Consider the following 21,086-nt stretch of genomic DNA (forward strand, 5'->3'; position numbering starts at 1 on the left):
GACAGGCCCCAAGGGCTGTCCCGCAATTCCCGGCGGGCGCACGACGACAGCTACGGCACCTCGCCGCGTTGTCGGAACATCCACATACATCCAGTATGCGGATGCCCCTATCACCAGGATCACGTCCGCGTCCCGGATCGTGGAGAGCCGGTGCGCGATCACGAACGACGTACGCCCGTGGGCCAGGCGCGCCATCGCCTTCTGGATCAGCACCTCGGTCCGGGTGTCCACCGAGCTGGTCGCCTCGTCGAGGACCAGGATCACCGGGTCGGACAGGAACGCCCGCGCGATGGTGATCAGCTGCTTCTCGCCCGCGCTGACCCCGGAGCCCTCGTCGTCGATCACCGAGTCGTACCCGTCGGGCAGCGTCCGGATGAACCGGTCCGCGTGCGCCGCCTTCGCCGCCTCCTCGATCTCCTCCCGGGTGACCTCGCGCGAAGCGCCGTACGCGATGTTCTCGGCTATCGAACCGCCGAACAGCCAGGTGTCCTGGAGCACCATGCCTATGGAGGACCGCAGATCGGCGCGGGACATCTTCGCCACGTCGACCCCGTCGAGCGCGATCCGCCCGCCGGTCACCTCGTAGAACCGCATCAGCAGGTTCACCAGCGTCGTCTTGCCCGCCCCGGTCGGACCGACGATCGCGACGGTCTGCCCCGGCTCCACGCCCAGCGACAGATCCTCGATCAGCGGCTTCTCCGGCTCGTAGCGGAAGGACACCTTCTCCAGCGAGACCCGGCCGTCAAGACGCTCCGGGCGCTCCCCGTGCTCCGGATCCGCGTCCTGCTCCTCGGCGTCCAGCAACTCGAAGACCCGCTCCGCCGACGCGATGCCGGACTGGATGAGGTTGGCCATCGAGGCGACCTGCGTCAGCGGCATCGAGAACTGCCGCGAGTACTGGATGAACGCCTGGACGTCACCGATCGACAGCGCACCAGAGGCGACCCGGAGCCCGCCGACCACCGCGACCAGCACATAGTTGATGTTCGAGATGAAGAACATCAGCGGCTGCATGAGCCCGCTGGCGAACTGGGCCTTGAAGCCCGCCTCGTACAGCGCCTCGTTCTGCTCGGCGAAGTCCCGCGCGGACTCCTCCTGCCGGCCGAAGACCTTCACCAGGTTGTGCCCGGTGTACATCTCCTCGATATGGGCGTTGAGCGTGCCCGTCACCCGCCACTGCTGCACGAACTGCGGCTGCGACCGTTTGCCGACCTGCGTCGCCACGACCACCGACAGCGGGACCGTCACCAGCGCGACCAGGGCCAGCAGCGGGGAGATCCAGAACATCATCACCAGCACGCCGACGATCGTCAGCAGTGAATTGATGAGCTGGCCCATCGTCTGCTGGAGCGTCTGCGAGATGTTGTCGATGTCGTTCGTCGCCCGGCTCAGCACCTCCCCGCGCTTGGCCCGGTCGAAGTACGACAGCGGCAGCCGCGCCAGCTTCGTCTGGAGGTCCTCGCGCAGTTGGAACACGATCCGGTTGATCACCCGGATCGACAGCCGCGTCGACACCAGCATCAGCAGCCCGGCCCCGACGTAGATCGCCAGGGCCAGCAGCAGGACGTTCCCCACCGCCCCGAAGCCGATGCCCACGCCCGGGGTGAAGTCCACCCCCGAAAGCATGTCGGCCATCGAGCCGCGACCGTCCTCGCGCAGCCCCTCGATCGCCTGTGCCTTCGTCGTGCCCTCGGGCATCCCGCGCCCGACCACACCGGCGAAGATCAGGTCCGTCGCCCTGCCGAGGATCTTCGGCCCGGCCACCGACAGCCCGACGCTCATCGTCACCGCGGCCAGCATCAGCCACAGCGAGGACTTCTCCCGGCCGAACCGCTTCAGCAGCCGCTTGCTCGACCCCTTGAAATCCATCGACCGCTCGGTGGGCGCGCCCCCGGCCATCATCCGTCCGCCCGGACCGGCCATTACGCGGCCTCCGCTTCCGTCAGCTGGGAGAGCACGATCTCCCGGTACGTTTCATTGCCGTCCATCAGCTCGTGATGGGTGCCGGACCCCACGAGCCGGCCCTCGTCCAGCACCAGGATCCGGTCCGCGTCGCGGATGGTGGACACCCGCTGCGCCACGATCACCACGGTCGCCCCGGCCGTCTCACGGCCCAGCGCAGCCCGCAGCGCCGCGTCGGTCGCGTAGTCCAGCGCCGAGAACGAGTCGTCGAACAGATAGATCTCCGGGCGCTGCACCAGTGTCCGGGCGATCGCGAGCCGCTGCCGCTGACCGCCCGACACATTGGTGCCGCCCTGCGCGATCGGCGCGTCCAGCCCGTGCTCCAGCGCCTCGACGAACTCCTTGGCCTGCGCCACCTCCAGCGCGTGCCACAGCTCCTCGTCTGTCGCGTCCGGATTCCCGTACCGCAGGTTCGTCGCGACCGTCCCCGAGAAGAGGTACGGCTTCTGCGGCACCAGGCTCACCGTCTTCGCCAGCAGTACCGGGTCCAGCGTCCGCACGTCCTCGCCGTCGACCAGCACCGCGCCGTCCGTCACGTCGAACAGCCGGGGTACGAGCCCGAGCAGCGTGGACTTTCCGCTGCCCGTCGACCCGATGACCGCGGTCGTCTCCCCGGGCCGGGCCACCAGGTCCACGTTCCGCAGCACCGGCTCCTCCGCACCCGGGTAGCGGAACTCGGCCCCGCGCACCTCCAGATGCCCGTGCCGCCGCAGCTCGGTGACCGGCGCGACGGGCGGCACGACGCTCGAATCGGTCCCGAGGACCTCCTCGATGCGTTCGGCGCACACCTCGGCGCGCGGCACCATCATGAACATGAAGGTGGCCATCATCACGGCCATCACGATCTGCATCAGGTAGGCGAGGAACGCGGTCAGCGCACCGATCTGCATCCCGCCGCCGTCGATCCGGTGCGCGCCGAACCACACCACCGCGACCGACGACAGGTTGACCACCGTCATCACGGTCGGGAACATCAGCGCCATCAGCCGGCCGGTCGCCACCGACACGTCGGTCAGCTCGGTGTTCGCACCCCGGAACCGCTTCTCCTCGTACCCGTCCCGGACGAAGGCCCGGATGACCCGGTTGCCGGTGATCTGCTCGCGCAGCACCCGGTTCACGCCGTCCAGCCGCTCTTGCATGGTGCGGAACAGCGGCCCCATCCTCCGCACGATGAGGCCGACCGAGACACCGAGCACCGGCACGACCGCCAGCAGCACCGCGGAGAGCGGTACGTCCTGGCCGAGCGCCATGATGATGCCGCCGACGCACATGATCGGGGCCGACACCATCAGGGTGAACGCCATCAGCACCAGCATCTGGACCTGCTGGACGTCGTTGGTGGTCCGGGTGATCAGCGAGGGCGCCCCGAAGCGCCCCAGCTCACGGGCGGAGAAGGACTGCACCCGGTCGAAGACGGCGGCCCGCACATCACGCCCGAGGGCGGAGGCGGTCCGGGCCCCGTAGTACACGGCCCCCACATTGCAGAGGACCTGGAGAACGCTGACGGCGATCATGAGACCGCCGAACTCCAGGATGTAGCCGGTGTCGCCCGTGACGACACCGTTGTCGATGATGTCGGCGTTCAGGCTGGGCAGGTACAGCGTGGCGCAGGTCTGGAGCAGCTGGAGGAACACCAGCAGCACGATGGGTTTCTTGTACGGACCCAGATGGGCCCGCAGGAGTTGTATGAGCACGCGGGTCTCTCGGAATCGGCGGAAGGCAGAGGCCGGCCCAGTTTCGCGTACGCCGTACTCCGATAGCGAACCCTTTTCACCAAGCGCAGGTCAAACCTGGAGCGCGCGAACAGAACCCGTGCGCTCCGGATTCACGGCCTCACTCCGGGTGCGCGCCGCCGAAGGCCCCGGGGTGGATCTGGTCCCGGGTCGCCGCGTACTGCTGACGCACCGCCCCGCCGACCGCCAGCTCGTCGCCGGGCTCCAGCACCTGGGCCGCCGCGCCCTGCCAGGCCGGGGGAGTGCGCGGGTCGAGAGAGCCCTGCGAGACCCCGAGCGCCCAGGCCGCCTGCCGGGCCGCGCCGATCGCCGCGTACTGGGCGGGCTGCGGCACCACGACCTGGGTGCCGAACACCGCGGGAGCCAGAGCCTGTACGGCGGGCAGCTCGGCGGCGGCGCCGAGCAGGAAGACGCGCCGCACCTCCACCCCCCGCCCACGCAGTACGTCAAGGGCGTCGGCCAGCGAGCAGAGCATCCCCTCGAACGCGGCCCGCGCCAGATGCTCCGGCTTCATCGACTCGCGCCGCAGCCCGCTCAGGGTGCCCGCGGTGTGCGGGAGCTGCGGGGTGCGCTCGCCCTCCAGATACGGCAGCAGCACCAGGCCGGAGGCGCCGGGCGTCGACTTCAGAGCCAGGGCCGACAGCTCCTCCAACCCGTCCACGCCCAGCATCTCGGCGGTCCCGCGCAACGCGCGTACGGCATTGGAGAGGTGCACCACCGGCAGATGCATCCCGGTGGCGTCGGCGAACGAGGTGATCATGCCGCTCGGGTCGGCCAGCGCCTCGTGGTGCACCGCCATCACGGACCCGGAGGCCCCCAGCGACACCACCGCGTCACCCACCGCGACCCCGAGCCCGAAGGCCGCGGCCATGGTCTCGCCGGTGCCCGCGGAGATCAGCAGCCCTTCGGGCGTCATCCCGGCGGAGTCGGCCGGGCCGAGCACCTCGGGCAGCCCGGCGGAGTGCCCGAGCGCCAGCTCGACCAGATCGGGCCGGTAGGAGGCGGACCCGGCCGACCAGTACCCGGTGCCCGAGGCGGCGCCCCGGTCCGTGGTCCGCCGGGCGGGCCGGCCCAGCAACTGCCAGACGAGCCAGTCGTGCGGCTGGAGCACGGCGGCCACCCGCTGGGCGTTCTCCGGCTCCGTCCGCGCCAGCCAGCGCAGCTTCGCCACCGGCTGCGCCGCCCCCGGCACGGCCCCGACGGCTTCCGCCCAGGCCTGCCGCCCGCCCAGCGCGTCGACGAGATCGGCCGCGGCGACCTGCGCCCGCCGGTCGTTGCCGAGCAGGGCGGGACGCACGAGATTGCCCTGCCGGTCCAGCGGGACGAGCCCGTGCTGCTGCGCGGAGACCCCGATGGCCTGCACGCCTTCGAGCAGCCCGCCGGAGGCCGCCTCACCGAGCGAGAGCAGCCAGGCCTGCGGATCGACCTCGGTGGCCTTGGCCTCGACCGGGTGGGCGGCGTACCCCTCCCGGAGCACCGCGCCCGTATCCGTGTCGCAGACGACGATGTGAGTGAAGGCGGAAGAACTGTCCAACCCCGCGACTATGCCCATACGGAGATTCTGCCGCACCCCGCGAGGTTCCCGTAACCGCAGCCCTTCGACCCCGGGGCCCCGCCGCTCAGGTGTTGGTGGTCCCCCAGTCGTCCTCGCCGCCGTTCTGGCTGCTGCGGTCCCGCAGCGACCGGACCCGCTCGGCGACGGACGCGGGCACCTTGTCCCCGACCTTGTCGCTGACCGAGTGGTACGCCTTGCCCGCGATGTCCCGCCCGCTGTGTGCGGCACTCTCGGCGGCGTTGCGCACGGCGGGGTTCTCCGTGAACTGCCGGGCCGACTTCTTCAACTGCTCGTAACGCTCGCGCCCGGCTCGCGTGCCGAGCACGTAACCGAGGGCCACTCCGGCGATGAACGTGAGCCGGTACCGCATGGCTGCCACCCTTCCTACGCTTGGTACGACGTGTGCAGCCCGCCTACCCGCGAGCACCCGAGATCACCCCGGGCGATACCGATTGGCGGAGCACCCCCCTGCTTGCGCTAATGTATGTGTCGCAGCGAACGCGCGCCGCCCGGCAGCCGCCAGGCAGGTAAGATTTCGCAGCAACGCAGCAATCCCCTGTAGCTCAATTGGCAGAGCAGCCGGCTGTTAACCGGCAGGTTACTGGTTCGAGTCCAGTCGGGGGAGCGCGATCCCCTGTAGCTCAATTGGCAGAGCATTCGGCTGTTAACCGGAGGGTTACTGGTTCGAGTCCAGTCGGGGGAGCGGAACGGAAGAGGGCCCCTCGGGGTCCTCTTTCGCGTGCCCGGCCGATCTTCCCGGGGTGCCCGAGGGGCCCCGGAGCGTCTCTTTCGGGTCTCCTTGATCTCTCCTGCAACCGGGCAGCACACAGCGCCGTCCTCAAGATCAGGCGAAGTCGGCCATCCGGAGCGAGAGATCGTATGACCGGCTATGCTGCGGCAGACGGTGCGCACACTTGTACGCGCCACGCCGAAACGGGGCGGTAGCTCAGCCGGTTAGAGCAGCGGACTCATAATCCGTCGGCCGTGGGTTCGAGTCCCACCCGCCCCACGCAAGCGACGACTGGCAGGAACGTTCCGACCAGCATTGAAGCGCCCCAACTGGTTTAGACCAGGGTGGGGCGCTTCGGCGTTTCAGGGCTCCTGCGTGAGCGGTGCGTGAGCGGCCGTGTCAGAGACCCCCGAACGGCGGGCGCGGGGAACCATCGACTCGGCCTTCCGCGCGACCTCCTGGTCGACCTGGGGCAGCAGGCTCGTGTACGTGTCACCGGCCAGCTGGATCGTCCCGTGCCGCAGCGTCTCCTTGATGGCGTGCAAGTCCCCGCCGCCCGCGTGGATCAGCGTCGCCGCCACGTGCCGCAGGTCCCGCAGGTTGATCGGCGGCAGGTCCGCCTCCCGGGTCAGCCGGCGGAAGACGTCCGACACCTTCTCCGGGTGCAGCCACGTCCCGTCCTCCTGGACGAACACCTTCCCGGTGTCCGTCCACGGCAGCCGCTTCTCCTCGCACACCGCCCGCTCCAGGGCCTGACGCTCCCGGTGCTCCCGCAGCGTCTCCACCATCGCCGGGCCCAGTGCGATGACGGCCTGGCTGTCCTCCGTCTTCGGGTCGCTCTCCACCGGCGTCCACCCGTCCTGGATGATCGTCTTCGAGACGCGGAGGGTGCCGTTCACCAAGTCGATGTCCGCCCAGGCCTGGCCCACCGCCTCACCGCGGCGCAGCCCCCGGAACGCGATCAGGCAGAACAAGGCGTACAGCCGGTCCCGTTCGGCGTGGTCGAGGAACTGGCCCACCTGCTCCGGCGTCCACACCATCACCCCGGACGGCTTCTCACCCGTGGCCCGCCAACGCTCCACATGCTCGGCCGTCCACAGCAGCGCCTTCGGCCGCTTCCCCGACGCCAGCTCGACGTGCGAGGCCGGGTTGAACGTCAGCATCTGATTCGAGATCGCCGAGTTCAGCGCCGAGCGGAGCGTGGCCCGGATCCGCTGCTGGGTCGCCGGGCCCGTCACCCGCCGGTACGGGGGCATCGCGGCGAGCTTGGCCCGCTCGGCGGCCAGGCGCGCGGTCTCCGACTCCGGCGGCCGGGACCGCTTGCCCCACGTCGCCCGGCGTTCCTGCTCGCGCCGCTCCTCGTTCTCCGCCTCGATGACCTCGTTGTTGTCGTTGATGGCGTCGAACATCTCCACCAGGTGCCCGACGTTCAGCCGGTCCAGCTGGAGGTGCCCGATGCGGGGGCGCAGGTGGACGCGGATGTGGGAGGCGTACCCGGTGAGTGTCGTCTTCCGCCGGCGCTTCGCCTCCAGCCACTCGTCCAGCCAGTCGCCGACGGTGAGGCGGCTGGTGAGGGACTGCCCGGCGCGGAAGCGGCGCCGGGTCTGCTCCAGGTCGGGCAGCGGCGCCTTCTTGTCCTTGCTGACGTTCTCCAGGAGGTCCCCGATGCGGACCTGGCCGTCGGCGTCGTCACCGTCGGGGAGGTCGAGGAGGGCCCGGACCCGGTCGAGGTCCTCCTGCGCCTTCTTCGCGGTCTCGTACCCGGAGCGGGAGAACGACCGGCGGGTGCCGTCGCCGCGGGCGGGGAGTTCCTGGCGTACCGCGTAGACCCCGTGCCGGCGCGAGGAGAGCTGCGGGCACGTCTTGCCGAGGGCCTTGCCGTCATCGTCCCGGCAGTAGCAACGGCGGTACGTCGAACCCTTCATGTGCTACTCCACTTGCCTCGCCCTACTCTCCGCCTTCATCATCCTCGCTCTGCCGTCGGCCTCGAACCTCTTCTGAAAGTCCGGCCACTTCGCTGGCCAGCTTTCGTAGTTCGGCAAGAACATCTTCGGATGCCAGTCCGCTGACAGTGACCACAGCGTCCCTGTCTGGCAGGAGCGCGGCGTCGGCCAGGGCTGAGCGGCGCCTGCGATCTGCTGCGATCTCTCTTTCTGCTCTGGTTTTCCGCACAAGCGGATCCATGGTCTCAGCGCGGACCCAGTCGGCCAGCGAACCAGGCTCGAACGACGGCTCGAAGCCATGCCCGTTGGCCGCTAGGTCCAGGATCAGCGCCTCAACGACTCGCTCGTACTCCTCTACGAGCTTCGCTGAGGCACCGTGATTCTGTGCCCGGCGTCCGAAGCGCAGGATGTCGCTGATGCTCGCCCGGATCTGCCGCGGCAGCTGCGCAAGGATCACAGAGCGCGTATAGGGGGAAGGCCGCTGCCGCAGCAGGTTGACCGGGTCTGAGAGATCCTCCCTGTTGAACAGATCACCGTCATCGGCGAGCTCGAAGAGGGGCACACTTTCCGGTGCCAACGAGGGCTCGCCGCCGTCGAGAACGTGTTCCATGCTGCCCTTGGCCCAGCCGAGGCCGGCCTCGATCAGCGAAAGCGACTGCGGCCATCGGGCACGTGGTTCGCGACCTTCCTCCGCCACCTGAATGCTCTTCTCGGAGACTCCCGAGAGTTCGGACAAGGCCTTGCGGCTGAAGCCCTGCGCCTCACGCGACTCGCGAATCTTCGCTCCCAGGCGCGTCCACGCTTCGGGTCCCCGGTTGGTTGCCACATCCACTCCCGTCAACAACTGGCATCGATTACAGGTTACGACTGTGGCAGGCCCGAGGCCACGTGTCCACTACGCCCTGGTGACGTGACCGAACGCTCTGGTCACGTTTCCGCCCGTTCTGAGTACGTCCTGGCTACGAATCCAGATTAGTTGGCGTCAATGCTTGGTATCGAGTTGGGATCTGGCGTACTGTCCTGGCATGAAGACCAACGGACTTCTGATCCGCCGTAGGCGGGTCGAGCTGGGGCATGGGATGAACCGTTTCGCGGCCATCGCAGGCATCAGCGGACCCGCTCTCAGCCGCATCGAAAACGGCCAGCGCCAGCCCCGACCGGAAACCCTGAAGAAGATCACTGACGCCCTGGGCTGCAAGCCCAGCGACGTGATGCCGCAGGAGTCTGAATGACGACCACCCTCTCGGTCGCCGAGATCCTCGACCTGCCCGCGCTCGTCCCCCTGTGGCCGACCGTCGGGAAAGCCCTCGGCCTCGCCGAGTCCACCACCTACCAACTGGCCGCCGAGAACCGGCTCCCCAGCGACCTGGAGGTCATCCGCCTCGGCCGACGCCGAGTAGTGCGGACCATCGACCTCCACAAGTTCCTCGGGCTTCTGCCCGGAAACAGCGAAACGGCCGCGGAGGCAACCGCAGCCGTTTCGAGCGAGCACCCCACCTCACCAGCCGCGAAAGCACAGGAAGCGAGCACTCAGTGAGCATTCTACAGAGCAGCGACGGGACCCGACAGGCGACGCCCGGACAGGCGGACCCGGCCGCCGCCCAGTGCACGGTCTACACCTGGTGCGCCGAGGCCGGGAACCACTCGATGCACCTCACCCCCTACGTCGAAGCTCCCAGCCCCGACGGGTACGGCGACTGCGTCCTCCCCGCCAACGTCATGGCCGAGGACGGACCCGACGGCGTCGACATCAGCGTCGGGTGGCTCGACCTCAACCTCACCGCCGCGCAGACCCGGGCCCGGGTCGCCGAGCTCCACCGCCACCTCGACGCCGTGGCCGCGCTCGCCGACATCGTCGACGGCCGGGCCTCGCTGGCACCCGGCGCCGAGACGTACTCCGTCACCGCCGCCGGCGCGAGCGGAGCCCTCATCAGCTCGGAGATCTACCACCTCGACGACCCGCAGCCCGGCGACCCCACCGCCCGGATCGCCGTGTTCACACAGCCCAGCGCAGACGCCGACCTCGACGTCGCCGGAGCCGACCAGCTCACCGCCGACCTGGAGCAGTACCTCCCCCGGCTCCGGGCCCAGCGCGACCACCTGGCCGCAATCGTCCAGGGCGCCGTCCCCCAGCCCTCCAGCCCGCCGGCCTCCGTTGGCCACTACCCGTGGTGCAGCGTCGCCGAGTGCATCACCCACCAGTACGACGAGCGCGACGGTGGCGGCAGCTACATCGAGCACGCGGGGCACGAGACCGCCATCACCCTGTCCGACGGACACCCTGCGGACGACATCCGCATCACCGCCAGCCTCGGCAAGGACGAGGCCTACAGCAGCGGGCCGAAGGTGTACCTCGCCGTCGGCGACCTCGACGTCCTCGGGCTCGACGCCAACGGCGTCGACTCCACCATCACCCAGCTTGAAGCCCTCACCAGCGCGCTGCGGACCATGCGCGCCCAGATGGACAGCGAGGCCCGCGCGTGACCACCCCCGAGATCGCCCTCACCGAGTCCCGAACCATGCGGGCACAGGCCGCCGACCGCGTCGACGTCCTCGGCAAGGTCAAGGCTCTGGCGCTGCTGCCCGACGACATGCACGCCACCACCGACATGGTCGCCACCTACTACGAAGTGCCGGTCAAGACCATCGAGAGCGTCGTCGAAGGCAACCAGGCCGAGCTGGCGGACAACGGCCGCCACGTCCTGCGGGGCGCCGAGCTCCAGACGTTTGCGGCCCCCTTCGGAGGGGTCGCAAATCTGGGCCTGAGCCCGAAGGCCCGGTCCCTCGCGGTGTTCTCCCGCCGGGCCATGCTCAACGTCGGGATGCTCCTCACCGAGTCGCCCGTCGCCCGGCAGGTCCGCACCTACCTCCTCACCGCCGAAGCCACCCCCAGGCGCGGCGATGACCTCGACGTAATCGAGGGCATGGTCGCCGCGATCCGTGCCGACAGGCAGCGCCTCGCACGGATCGAGCAGCAGCAGGACGTCATGGCCGCGAAGCTCGCCGCCATCGAAGGGCACTACGAGGAGTTCACCGCCCTCGGCTACGCCACCCTCCACCGGCTCCCGACGAACCGCCCGTTCCTCCAGCGCCTCGGGAAGAAGGCCACCGACCTCATGCGGGATGCGGGACAGCAGCCCCGCAAGCGGCAGGACGCCACGTTCGGGCTGATCAACGTCTACCCGGTGTCGTACCTCGCCACAGCGGCCGAAGCGGTCAGCCCGTGACCGAGACCAGCACCGTGGCGGCCCAGGACACCCTGGGCCGCCCGGCCCCGGGCTGCCTCATCCCCGGCTGCGACGGCCAGTGGCACTACGACGACACGTGCTCCGTCGAACTCGGCGAACTCGCCTTCGAGGACGGCAACGCCCTCGCCGCCGAGCACGTCGCGATCACCGGGCACCAGCCGTACATCGTCGCCTACGGCTACGAGCACCTCACGCTCGGCCTGCGCCGCCAGATGACGACCCCCGGCCAGGTCCGCGACTTCGCCCAGCAGCTCCGCGACCTCGCCGACCAGCTCGACACCGCCGCCGACCACCTCGCCACCCAGGCCCCTGGAGAAGAGAGCACCGGTTCGTGAACAGCAACACCGAGCCGCTGACGGCCGACCCGCAGATCATGCGGGACTGGCTGGCCCCGCGCTTTGAAGCGCCCGGCCTCGTCTCGCTCTGCTCCAAGAACAACTGGACCGGCATCCAGACAGACGACTTGGACCGCGCCGTCACCTGGGCCATGGGTGAGGACCGCGCTGGCGTCGAGGGCATCTACTGCCGGGTCACCACCGTCACCAGCCGCTTCCCCCAGGGCACCCGTGGCAGCGCCCGCGACTCCCACGCCATGTTCGGCATGTGGTCCGACATCGACTTCGGCAACGACCTACACAAGGCCACCAGCCTGCCCGCCGACGCCGACGAGGCACGTGACATCCCACGCTTCGCGGGGCTCCCCGAACCCACCCGCGTCGAGCACTCCGGGGGCGGCCTGTACGCCTGGTGGGAGTTCGACCGGCCGCTCGTCATCGGCGAGGACCTCACCTTCGACGAGGCCGCAACTCTCCCTGGGGACTGGCAGAACATCCTGGCAGCCGGCGCGAAGAAGCTCGGCACCGGATACGGCACAGGGGTCCGGGACCTTGCCCGGGTACTGCGCTTGCCCGGCACCGTCAACCGCAAGCCGGGCCGTGTCCCCACCCTGTGCAGAGTCATCGAGGACAACGGACGCCGGTACAGCCCGGGCGACATCCGGGCCACCGCCGACAAGCTGAAGCCCCGCGCGAAGAAGCGCGCCGCTCCAACACCCGGTGCACCCCACAGGCCCCGGAGCAGTGCGCCCGGATGTCAACTTACGGGCGGGCGGGGCCCCATGGCGATCCTCGGGGACCATGCCTGCTGCGGCGAGATCCTCGCCAACGTCGGGGCCGCCTACGCCGAGCAGTACCCCGGCAACTGCTCCTACTGCGGCGGAGGATGCCAGCGCTGGAACCGGCCCGGCTGGGACGAGACCTGCTCCAAGGACGGCATCGCCGTCCACAAGGACGGGGCCGCCGTCACCATCCGCACCGACAACTTCCCCGGCATCACGGCCGCCGCCATCGGCCGCGTCCTCTCCTCGGGCCAGCTGTTCGCCGCCCTGCACCACAGCGGGAACGAGTCCGAAGCCTCCCGCGACATCATGCGCGCCGCGCACGGGCGAAACGGGGCGAGCTCCGCCGCACTGGCCCTGCCCACCGCTGTCCTCGACGACATCCGCCAGTCCACCACCCGCACCCCCACCGCCGAGGCGCCGGCCAGGCGCAGCACCCACCCGGCCGGTCACCTCAAGGCCCTCGTCAGGGGCGTCGCCAGCGCCCCCGCCCGCGAGGCCACGCAGGTGCTCCAGCGGGCCATGGGAGAGGCCTTCGCCGTCGGCCGGGAAGCCGGGGCCACCCCGCGCGCTGTCGCCGACGCCTTCCGCAAAGCCGCCACCCGCGCAGGCCTCGACACCGACACGGCCATGAGCATCATCCGGGCCGCCTACCAGGAGGGCGGACAGTGACCGTCGACAGCACCGCCCCCGACGAACAGCCCACCAGCGACGAGCAGCCGCACGACTACAGCGACCTCCCGGCCACCATCACCAGGTTCGCCGCCATCGCCAACGAGGAGGAACGGCAGCACCTCATCTTCGACATCGCTCAGTGGCTGATCCCGCTCGGAGAAATCAAGATCCGCGCCTACAAGAACGCGCTGATCTCCGCGAAGGCCGTGAAGCCGGCCGACTTCAACGACGCGATCCGCGAGGCCCGCACCGCCCTGACCGACCAGGCGCGCGCCGAAGCCGACGACCTCCTCGACGGGCTCCCCGACGCCCCCACGGTGCCCTACTACACCAACAGCGCAGGGCTGCACGTCAACGGCCACTTCGGCCCCGTGCACCTGGCGAACTTCATCCCCGCGATCACCGAGGAGATCACCCGCCACACCGGGGCCGAGACGCAAAAGCTGTTCACCATCAAGGTCACCAGCAGCGTCAACGGTGCCCAAGGGGAAGTGCAGGTCACCAAGGCCGGACTCCGCAACGCCCGCGACTGGGCCTACGACGCCGTCGGCGGCCGGGGCATCATCTACCCCTCCGCCAGAGACGAGGCCCATGTCGTCGCCGCCGCCCAGTACCTCAGCCTCGGAGCAGTCGCGGAGCGCACAACCTACGCGTTCACCGGGTGGACCGAGATCGACGGACGCCACGTGTTCCTCTCCCGCACCGGGGCGCTCGGCGCCGACGGCATGGACGAGGCCACCGCCGTCGACCTCGGCACGGACAAGCTCAACCGGTATGCCCTCCCCGCCCCGGACAAGGGGCACGCCACGCAGGCCGTGCGGGCGTCGCTGGACCTCCTCGCGCTGGGCCCCGACAAGGTCACGGCACCGCACATGTGCGCCGCCTACCGGGCCGTCCTGCCTCTCCAGCCGGAGACGACGGTGTGGACGTTCGGCGGGACCGGGGCGTTCAAGAGCCACATCGCCGCCCTGTTCGCCCAGCACTTCGGATCCGAGCTGACCGTCCGAGGCTTCCCCACCGGGTGGCAGTCGACCGCGAACGCCATGGAAGGCATCGCCTTCCAGCTCGCGAACGTCCTGATGGTCATCGACGACTACGTCCCGCAGTCCGCCGCGACGAAAACCGACCTGGCGAAGCTCAACGAGAAGGTCGAGCGCCTCGTGCGGGGCGCGGCAAACAGTGCGGGCCGCTCCCGGATGCGCGTCGACGGGACCGTGCGGCCTGAGCTGTACCCGCGGGCACAGGTGCTGTGCACCGGGGAGGACGTGCCGTCCGGGCAGTCCCTCCAGGCCCGCACCAGCCTGGTCGAGATCAGCAAGGGCGACGTCACCAGCGAAAGTCTCACCGCCGCACAGCGCACCGCAGACCAGGGTGTCTACGCGCAGGCCATGGCCGGGTACGTGCAGTGGCTGGCCGCCCACTACGAGAACGAAGAGAACTGGCCCGAGCAGTTGCGGGCCGAACTGGCCGAGGGCCGGGACGCGATCGCCCGGGAGGCCGGCGGCCACTCCCGGGCACCGGAAGCCGTGGCCGGGCTGCTACTGGGTTTGCGCTGGTTCCTGCGGTACGCGATCCAGATCGGCGCGGTCACGAAGGAGGAGCGCGACGACATCTACAAGCGGTGCCGCGCCGCACTCCTCGACAGCTCTGCCCTTCAAGCCGCAGAGACCCGCGAGCTTTCCGTGGAGGCGATCTACCTCAAGGGCATCCACGTGGCGCTCACCAAGGGTCACGCCTACCTCGCAGACCTGACAACGGGCGGGGCGCCCATCTCCTCGGAGGCCACGCGGTGGGGGTGGGCCCGGGACGAGATGGACCGCCTGGTGCCGCGCGGAGGAAAGATCGGCTGGGTGTCCGGAGAGGACATCTACCTCGACCCGGGCGCGGCCTACGAAGCGGCAAGGGAGCGGGCCGAGAAGTTCGCTCCTCTGAACACGAGCCCTACGCGGGTCCACAAAGCCCTGTACGCCGCCGATCTTCTGCCGTCCGCCGACCCAGGTCGCCTCAAGACGCGGGTGAGCGCGCCGGGCCATAGGCCGCGGGTGCTGCACATGAAGGCGGAGGTGTTCGACCGATGGTCGTAGCCGACTGGCCCACATCTGCGCAGCCTGGCCCGCTTTTTCTGGGCCACTGGCCCAGTCGTAAAAACGAACTGGGCCAGCCCCAAACATGGTCTGAGCTGGGATCTCTTCTTATCTCTCTACCTATTGGACCACTTGGCCCACTTTCTCTACCTAGACATACGCGATTGGGCGCTCACCCTTTCGCTGGGGCCCGAGAGGTGAGTGTGAAGGTCCCCCTCCCTGCGCCTCCCCTGTGTGCCCAGGAAAGCGGGCCAACCGGGCCAGCGAGAGCATCGGTAGGCGATATATGCAGGTCAGCGCGCCGTTACGCCTGGCCCGCTTCGCATCTGAGACCGGGCCAGTGGCCCAGAAATGCGGGCCACAAGGTGGGCCAGGCAGCCCCCGAGCCCGCAGGGACCCGCAACTTCACGAACCGAGGTGACCGCTATGCCCGAACTGCCTGAGACGTTCAAGCCCCGCCCGTACCAGACCGAGGCCATCGAGGCCCTCAACACCGGGTGGGCCGCCAGCGCCAACAACCGGCTCGCCGTCGTCCTCCCCACCGGCGCCGGCAAGACGGTCGTCTTCGCCAACCTGATCCTCGAACACCTTCAGCACCTCACCGCCCAGGGAAAGCGAGCCCTGGTCATCGCCCACCGCGAAGAGCTCCTCGCCCAGGCCGCCGACAAGATCCGGGCCGTCGCCCCTTCCCTGCGCATCGGGTTCGTCAAGGCCGAACGCGACGAGCACCTCGACGTCGACGTCGTCGTGGCCAGCGTCCAGACCCTCGCGGTCAAGCGCCGCCGCAAGGCCATCCAGGACATCGGGCTGATCATCGTGGACGAGTGCCACCACGCCGCCGCCCCCACCTACATCGAAGTGCTCAAGCACTTCGGTTCCTGGGACGGCATCCCGACCGCAGGGTTCACCGCCACCATGCACCGCGAGGACGGCGGCCTGGCCGACGTCTGGGACGAGGTCGTCTTCACCCTCGACATCCTGGAGATGATCGAGGACGGCTACCTGTGCGACGTCCGCGGCAAGCGCATCACCATCCCCGGCCTCAACCTCGACAAGGTCAAGACCCGCAACGGCGACCTCCAAGAGGGCCAGCTCGGCCAGGCCCTCGACGACTCCGGCGCCGCCGAGATCGTCGCCGAGGCGTACCGGCTGCACGCCGGAGACCGGCCGGGGGTCGTCTTCGCCCCCACCGTCGCCACCGCCCAGTCCATGGCCGACGCGTTCAACGACGCGGGCATCCCCGCCGCCGCGATCTGGGGCGACATGCCCAAGGAGGCCCGGCAGACGGCCCTCAAGTGGTACGAGACCGGCCAGGTGCAGGTGCTGACCAACTGCATGGTGCTCACCGAGGGCTTCGATGCCCCGTGGACGTCCTGCGTCGTGATCGCCCGCCCCACCAAGTCCCCGGGCCTGTACTGCCAGATGGCCGGCCGCGCCCTGCGCCTGTGGGAGGGCAAGAAGGAGGCGCTGATCCTCGACGTGATGGGCGCCTCGACCCGCCACAAGCTGGCGTCGATCGTCAGCCTCACCGGGCGCGAAGTGGACACCGCCGAGGACGACGAGCGGAGCCTGCGCGAGATCGTCCGGGAAACCGAGGACGAAGCCAAGCGGGCTGCGGACCTCTCCCACATCCAGGTCGAGGAAGTGGACCTGTTCCACGGCTCCTCGGCCCGCTGGCTGCGAACGGCATCGGGGGTGTGGTTCATCCCGGTCGGCGACGACGCCTACGTCTTCCTCGTCCGCGATCCGGTGGACCGCAGGTACTGGTTGCGGCGGTACGACGCCGTGGGCGGCCTGGTCGCCCCGAAGCGGGACGTGTCGTTGCCGTTGACGGAGGCGAAGGCGTGGCTGGAGCAGCAGGCCCGCGCCACAGGGAGTCGCTGGCTGACCGGCCGGGCTGCGGCGTGGCGGTCGAAGCCGGCCAGCGTGAGGCAGCTCAACTACTGCCGTATGAGGGGCATCCAGGTGTCGCCCGGCAGTACGGCGGGAGAGGTGTCCGACCTCCAGGCCGTGCACCAGTTCACCCAGGTCCTGAACCGCATCAGCCACATGGTCGCCACCCTGCCAGCTGCGGCGTGACGAGGGCCGGGCCCGATATCCGCGGGCCCGGCCACCCACCCAGCATCCCCGTTTTCACGGAGACCCGTGAAAACGCAGGTCAGCGAGCGTACGCGATCCGTAACCCGCCTCGAAGGAGATCCCCATGAACGAGCAGCTCGACAGCTTCTCTGCTGCCCAGTGGAAGAGCATGGCCACGGCCCTCGGCGTCGACCTCCAGGTCACCACCGACGCCTTCGGCCGCACCGACGTCCGCCTCGACCGCACGGCCATGACCGCGTTCCGCGACGGAGCCCGCGCCCACGGCTTCCCCGACATCGCCGCCGTCTTCGACCAGCCCCTCAACTCCGGAGGCCAGCAGTGACCGGCCGCCCCCCCGTTATCGGCCTCGACCTCTCCCTCACCTGCACCGGCGTGGCAGGCGAGGGGTGGGCCGACTACATCCGACCCAAGACTCTCCGGGGCCACCCCCGGCTCAACCACCTCGTCGACGAGATCACCTCGTTCATCAAGAAGGCCGACCTGGTCGTCATCGAAGGCCCGTCGTTCGGCGGAGGTGTTGCCCACCGGCACGAGGACCTGGCCGGGCTCCGCGTCATGGTCCGCCACGCCTGCTGGCGCCGCAGCATCCCCTACGCCCTGGTCCCGCCGTCCTGCCGGGCCCTGTACGCCGCCGGAAAAGGCTCCGCCCCCAAGGGGCAGGTGCGGGACGAGATAGCGGCCCGGTACGGCATCGAGCTCGACGGCGTGGGCCGCTACGACATGGCCGACGCCTACACGCTCCTCGCGATGGGCCTGCACCACCTCGGGGCCCCGCTCGCCGACGTCCCGGAGAAGAACGCCACCGGCCTCACCGGGTGCCAGTGGCCCGACATGGAAGGACTCGCGGCGTGAGCGTGGACCTGTGCCTGCTGTGCGACAAGCCCGACGAGACCGGCAGCTACCTGTGCGTGGTCTGCACCCGGGCCACCGAGGTGCGGGTGCAGTCCCTGCCCGCCCTGTACCGGGGTCTGGCCCCGTTCCTGGCGCCCGCCGGCGGTGTCGCCACGGTCCGGTCCGGGAAGGGCGGGCCCGCCCCGCTGCCGGTCAACGAGGACATCCTCGACCTGCGCGGCCCGGGCGGCATCGCCGGTATCGCCGAGCGGTGGCTGGCCGACGTCCGCCGGGACCGTGGCCACACCGTGGCCACACCCTCGGGGGGTGTCGACGCCCGCCTCCAGGCCGCCGTCGACGGGCTGCTCGCGAACATGCCGTGGATCGCCGTGTCGTGGCCGAACGCCGGCTACTTCGCGAAGGACATCCGCGACCTCACGAAGTCCCTCACCTCGATCATCGCCCCCACCCCTGCGGTATCCCGCGGGCAGCGCGTGGGGAACTGCCCGGCGGTCGACCCCAGCGGAACGATCTGTGGCGCTGTGCTGCGTTTGGCTCCGGGTGAGAAGGCGATCGTCTGCCCGTGGTGTACGTGCTCGTACCCGCCTTACGTGTGGGCGCAGTTGAAGACGTGGGTCGACGAGGACACGAAGGCGCACAGTGCGGCCTGACACCTTGCCTGCAACCCCGGGTTGTAGTAGCGTTCTGTTTGTGCCCAACAGCTCATGGCGCAAGAGAGTCGCTGATGAAAAACGGCGACAGAAGGACCTGCAAGACGAGCTGCGGGCCAGCGCCATCCGGAGAGCACTCGCACTCCTGGACGGTGTGGCCGAGCTGGGAAGCCAGGCCGCTGTCGCCCGGGAGATCGGGGTCAGCACCACCGCAGTACAGAACGCGATCAAGGACTACGGGACGGCGACTGCACCGCCGGCCAAGTCCAAGTCCACAACTGAAGATCAAAACAAGTAGGCCCCCCGGCTAAGGCGACTGCACCGCCCGCCGGAGGGTGACTACCCGGGGTGCCGGACGCGCGGAAACGCGGCCGGCTCCTACCGCCAACCTTGAAGACCCAAGGAGACGGCTATGGCTAACTCTGCCATGCCCGCGGCCCCGCCCGCGATGACCCCCGCGCAGCAGCTCAACGAGCGCTTCGCCACCATCTACACCCAGTTCCAGCCCCGCATCACCCGCCTCGTCCGCAACGAGGTCCGCGGCGGAAACCACCACCTCGCCGAAGACCTCACCGCCGACGCGTTCTACCGGGCCTGGCTCGACCTCCACAAGTGCACCGCCACCACCGACGCCCAGCTCTACAGCTGGCTCGCCACCCTTGCCCGGCGCACCGTCACCGCCCACTACCGGACGAAGAAGAACACCGCCGAGCAGCCCGCCGACCTCGGGGACTGGCAGTACGCCAACCGGGCCATGGACCAGGCCGGCGGCTGCTACACCCCCGCCGCCACCGGGTTCCGCACCGCGGCCAGCGGAGGCGGCCGCCGCCTGGTCGCCGTCGGCACCATCAGCCGCCGCGGCAGCCGCACCACCACGGTGCGCGCCACCGAGGCCGGTGTCACCGGCAGCATCCGCCCCACCGGCGGCGCCCGATGACCACGCCCCTCGTCCTCAGCGACGACACCGTGCTCCTCCTCGGCCGCTTCGCCGACACCCTCGACACCCAGCGCCCCGACGCCGAGATGCGCGAGGAAATCCGCCTCGCCCGCGCCCTGGTCTTCGCCGAGCAGCTGCACGGCCCCACCGAAGCCGCGTTCGCCGCCGAGCTGGACCTCCTCGCAGCCGCCCCGGCCGTGCGCCCCGGCATCACCCGCGGCGAGTACGCGGCTTTGCTCCGCCTCGTCGCCCGCGGGGTGATCGCCGGATGAGCGGCACCACCTCGTACACCCCGCTGCACGACCCGGAGCGGGACGCCCTCCGCTACGTCTCGCCGCTCGATCAGGCCCTCCGCCACGCCCGTGAGGTCCTCGCCGAAACGGCCACCGCGAACATCCACAACCACGACGAAATGCTCCGCGCCGCCGTCGGCCTGGAAATGCGCCTCCGCCAGCTCGTCGCCGCCCTCGACAAGGAGGCCAGCCGATGAACCGCCCCCGCGTCTTCTACGGCGCCGTCGCCCTCGCCGGCCTCTCCCTCATCTGGTCGGCCTACGCCATCACCGACCTCATGCAATCCGGGATCTTCGGCCTGTCCGTCGCCCTCGCCGGTGACATCGGCTGGCTCACCGTCCTCTGGGCCCAGTACCGGCGCGTCGGCCCCCGCTGGGCCGCGGTTGCCGCCGGATGGGTCATCGCCCTCGGAGTCGGCCTCCTCCTCGTCATCCACGGCATGCAGGAGGACAGCACCGCCCAAGCGGTCGCCGGACCGTTCGTCGTCCTCGTCGGGAAGATCGTGTGGGAGTTCGCGCTCCCCGCACTCCGCGACCCCGCCGAACTCACCCCCGAGCAGCAGGCCGAGATCAACGCGGTCATCCGGGACAGCGAGCACGCCGCCCGCCTCCACGACGCCCGCCGCGACCGCGCCGAGCGCGAAGCCCAAGCGACGATCGAGCGCATCCAGCAGCAGGCCCGGATCACCGCCGCCCGCGACCGCGCGGACTTCGAGATCACCCTCGAACGCCTGGAGATGCGAGCCGAGATCGACCGCCGCTCGCCCCTCATGCTCGCCCCGATCGCGAACACCGATCACGAGGCCGAACAGCCCGCGATCAGCCCGAGCGCGCCCCTGCTCACACCGACCGCTCCGCCAGCGCCCACCAGCGCGAACATGGCGAGCGAACAGCCGAGCATCGCCGATCTCGCCCGCGATCAAGTCGCGATCACCACCAAGAACAGTGACGCCGTACAGGCGATCCTCGCCGACCGCCCCAACGCTGATCGGGAGTCCGTCGCAGCCGCTGTTCGCCGTGCTCGCCGAGCAGGCGGCATGAAGGGCGGCTACGGATGACTGCCCTCCGGCTGCTCTTCCCGCTCGCCACCCTCGGCGCCGGCTGCATCCTCGCCGCACTCATCGCCCACGAGACACCACGCCTCCTCGGCACCCTCGCCCTCGTACTCACCATCGCCGCCCTCGGGCTGGCCATCCTCCACTGAGGAA

The 21,086-nt window shown here is 69.9% G+C and carries 22 protein-coding genes, 3 tRNA genes and 1 pseudogene; 20 read left to right on the forward strand and 6 right to left on the reverse strand.

Annotated elements, in window-relative coordinates; genetic code table 11:
- Positions 1-108: 108 nt before the first annotated feature.
- The 4 genes and pseudogenes from IG90_RS0118960 to IG90_RS0118975 all read right to left on the reverse strand — a co-directional run.
- A pseudogene (locus IG90_RS0118960) lies at positions 109-1,923 on the reverse strand (ABC transporter ATP-binding protein); the annotation flags it as partial.
- Positions 1,923-3,656, reverse strand: coding sequence for an ABC transporter ATP-binding protein (locus IG90_RS0118965; protein WP_030585625.1), 1,734 nt, complete (start codon positions 3,654-3,656; stop codon positions 1,923-1,925). The gene IG90_RS0118965 and the pseudogene IG90_RS0118960, both read right to left, overlap by 1 nt.
- A gap of 139 nt (positions 3,657-3,795) precedes the next feature.
- The gene (locus IG90_RS0118970) at positions 3,796-5,247 is read right to left on the reverse strand and encodes an FGGY family carbohydrate kinase (protein ID WP_030585628.1); all 1,452 of its coding nucleotides are present in this window, start codon (positions 5,245-5,247) and stop codon (positions 3,796-3,798) included.
- A 67-nt stretch (positions 5,248-5,314) separates the two neighbouring features.
- Positions 5,315-5,620: a hypothetical protein gene (locus IG90_RS0118975; RefSeq protein WP_030585631.1), complete on the reverse strand. Its 306-nt coding sequence runs from the start codon at positions 5,618-5,620 to the stop codon at positions 5,315-5,317.
- A gap of 182 nt (positions 5,621-5,802) precedes the next feature.
- On the opposite strand from IG90_RS0118975, the gene IG90_RS0118980 reads away from it, so the two are divergent.
- The 3 genes from IG90_RS0118980 to IG90_RS0118990 all read left to right on the forward strand — a co-directional run bounded on the left by IG90_RS0118980 (position 5,803) and on the right by IG90_RS0118990 (position 6,259).
- Positions 5,803-5,875, forward strand: a tRNA-Asn gene (locus tag IG90_RS0118980).
- 5 nt (positions 5,876-5,880) lie between these two features.
- Positions 5,881-5,953 (forward strand) — tRNA-Asn (locus IG90_RS0118985).
- A gap of 232 nt (positions 5,954-6,185) precedes the next feature.
- Positions 6,186-6,259 (forward strand) — tRNA-Ile (locus IG90_RS0118990).
- An 83-nt stretch (positions 6,260-6,342) separates the two neighbouring features.
- Here the strand turns inward: IG90_RS0118990 and IG90_RS0118995 are convergent.
- Positions 6,343-7,905 carry a site-specific integrase gene (locus IG90_RS0118995; RefSeq protein WP_030585634.1) on the reverse strand — a complete coding sequence of 521 codons (1,563 nt, stop codon included), beginning with the start codon at positions 7,903-7,905 and terminating at the stop codon, positions 6,343-6,345.
- A gap of 22 nt (positions 7,906-7,927) precedes the next feature.
- Entirely contained in the window at positions 7,928-8,749 is an 822-nt protein-coding gene (locus IG90_RS0119000; RefSeq protein WP_030585637.1) for a helix-turn-helix domain-containing protein, read from the reverse strand.
- A 199-nt stretch (positions 8,750-8,948) separates the two neighbouring features.
- Between IG90_RS0119000 and IG90_RS0119005 the strand changes: the two genes are divergently transcribed.
- The 17 genes from IG90_RS0119005 (at position 8,949) to IG90_RS44860 (ending at position 21,082) form a co-directional block, all read left to right on the forward strand.
- Positions 8,949-9,155: a helix-turn-helix domain-containing protein gene (locus IG90_RS0119005; RefSeq protein WP_030585640.1), complete on the forward strand. Its 207-nt coding sequence runs from the start codon at positions 8,949-8,951 to the stop codon at positions 9,153-9,155.
- On the forward strand, positions 9,152-9,460 hold the full coding sequence (locus IG90_RS0119010) for a DNA-binding protein (protein WP_051860129.1): 309 nt from the start codon (positions 9,152-9,154) through the stop codon (positions 9,458-9,460). Before IG90_RS0119005 ends, IG90_RS0119010 begins: the two co-directional genes overlap by 4 nt.
- Positions 9,457-10,407, forward strand: coding sequence for a DUF6907 domain-containing protein (locus tag IG90_RS0119015; RefSeq protein WP_030585646.1), 951 nt, complete (start codon positions 9,457-9,459; stop codon positions 10,405-10,407). Before IG90_RS0119010 ends, IG90_RS0119015 begins: the two co-directional genes overlap by 4 nt.
- On the forward strand, positions 10,404-11,150 hold the full coding sequence (locus tag IG90_RS40740) for a hypothetical protein (protein WP_051860130.1): 747 nt from the start codon (positions 10,404-10,406) through the stop codon (positions 11,148-11,150). Before IG90_RS0119015 ends, IG90_RS40740 begins: the two co-directional genes overlap by 4 nt.
- Positions 11,147-11,506 carry a hypothetical protein gene (locus tag IG90_RS0119025; protein WP_051860131.1) on the forward strand — a complete coding sequence of 120 codons (360 nt, stop codon included), beginning with the start codon at positions 11,147-11,149 and terminating at the stop codon, positions 11,504-11,506. Before IG90_RS40740 ends, IG90_RS0119025 begins: the two co-directional genes overlap by 4 nt.
- Entirely contained in the window at positions 11,503-12,960 is a 1,458-nt protein-coding gene (locus IG90_RS0119030; RefSeq protein WP_030585652.1) for a hypothetical protein, read from the forward strand. The genes IG90_RS0119025 and IG90_RS0119030 overlap by 4 nt, the downstream gene beginning before the upstream one ends.
- The gene (locus IG90_RS0119035; protein ID WP_030585655.1) at positions 12,957-15,047 is read left to right on the forward strand and encodes a hypothetical protein; all 2,091 of its coding nucleotides are present in this window, start codon (positions 12,957-12,959) and stop codon (positions 15,045-15,047) included. Before IG90_RS0119030 ends, IG90_RS0119035 begins: the two co-directional genes overlap by 4 nt.
- A gap of 426 nt (positions 15,048-15,473) precedes the next feature.
- Complete coding sequence (locus tag IG90_RS0119040; RefSeq protein ID WP_030585657.1) at positions 15,474-17,126, forward strand: DEAD/DEAH box helicase; 1,653 nt, start codon at positions 15,474-15,476, stop codon at positions 17,124-17,126.
- A 124-nt stretch (positions 17,127-17,250) separates the two neighbouring features.
- Positions 17,251-17,469: a hypothetical protein gene (locus tag IG90_RS39550; protein WP_033894388.1), complete on the forward strand. Its 219-nt coding sequence runs from the start codon at positions 17,251-17,253 to the stop codon at positions 17,467-17,469.
- Positions 17,466-17,999 carry a hypothetical protein gene (locus IG90_RS0119045; RefSeq protein WP_033894390.1) on the forward strand — a complete coding sequence of 178 codons (534 nt, stop codon included), beginning with the start codon at positions 17,466-17,468 and terminating at the stop codon, positions 17,997-17,999. The genes IG90_RS39550 and IG90_RS0119045 overlap by 4 nt, the downstream gene beginning before the upstream one ends.
- On the forward strand, positions 17,996-18,649 hold the full coding sequence (locus IG90_RS0119050; protein ID WP_233436008.1) for a hypothetical protein: 654 nt from the start codon (positions 17,996-17,998) through the stop codon (positions 18,647-18,649). Before IG90_RS0119045 ends, IG90_RS0119050 begins: the two co-directional genes overlap by 4 nt.
- 40 nt (positions 18,650-18,689) lie before the next feature.
- Positions 18,690-18,947 (forward strand): hypothetical protein, encoded by a 258-nt coding sequence (locus IG90_RS42115; protein WP_078585316.1) that lies wholly within the window; start codon positions 18,690-18,692, stop codon positions 18,945-18,947.
- A gap of 114 nt (positions 18,948-19,061) precedes the next feature.
- On the forward strand, positions 19,062-19,586 hold the full coding sequence (locus IG90_RS0119055; protein ID WP_078585295.1) for an RNA polymerase sigma factor: 525 nt from the start codon (positions 19,062-19,064) through the stop codon (positions 19,584-19,586).
- The gene (locus IG90_RS0119060; protein ID WP_030585668.1) at positions 19,583-19,858 is read left to right on the forward strand and encodes a hypothetical protein; all 276 of its coding nucleotides are present in this window, start codon (positions 19,583-19,585) and stop codon (positions 19,856-19,858) included. Before IG90_RS0119055 ends, IG90_RS0119060 begins: the two co-directional genes overlap by 4 nt.
- On the forward strand, positions 19,855-20,076 hold the full coding sequence (locus IG90_RS0119065) for a hypothetical protein (protein ID WP_030585671.1): 222 nt from the start codon (positions 19,855-19,857) through the stop codon (positions 20,074-20,076). Before IG90_RS0119060 ends, IG90_RS0119065 begins: the two co-directional genes overlap by 4 nt.
- A complete protein-coding gene (locus tag IG90_RS0119070) occupies positions 20,073-20,936 on the forward strand; it encodes a hypothetical protein (protein ID WP_030585675.1) in 864 nt (287 codons plus the stop codon). The genes IG90_RS0119065 and IG90_RS0119070 overlap by 4 nt, the downstream gene beginning before the upstream one ends.
- Positions 20,933-21,082: a hypothetical protein gene (locus tag IG90_RS44860; protein WP_167345001.1), complete on the forward strand. Its 150-nt coding sequence runs from the start codon at positions 20,933-20,935 to the stop codon at positions 21,080-21,082. The genes IG90_RS0119070 and IG90_RS44860 overlap by 4 nt, the downstream gene beginning before the upstream one ends.
- Positions 21,083-21,086 lie beyond the last annotated feature (4 nt).

It is taken from the genome of Streptomyces anulatus (assembly GCF_000721175.1).
Taxonomy (GTDB): Bacteria; Actinomycetota; Actinomycetes; order Streptomycetales; family Streptomycetaceae; genus Streptomyces; species Streptomyces anulatus_C.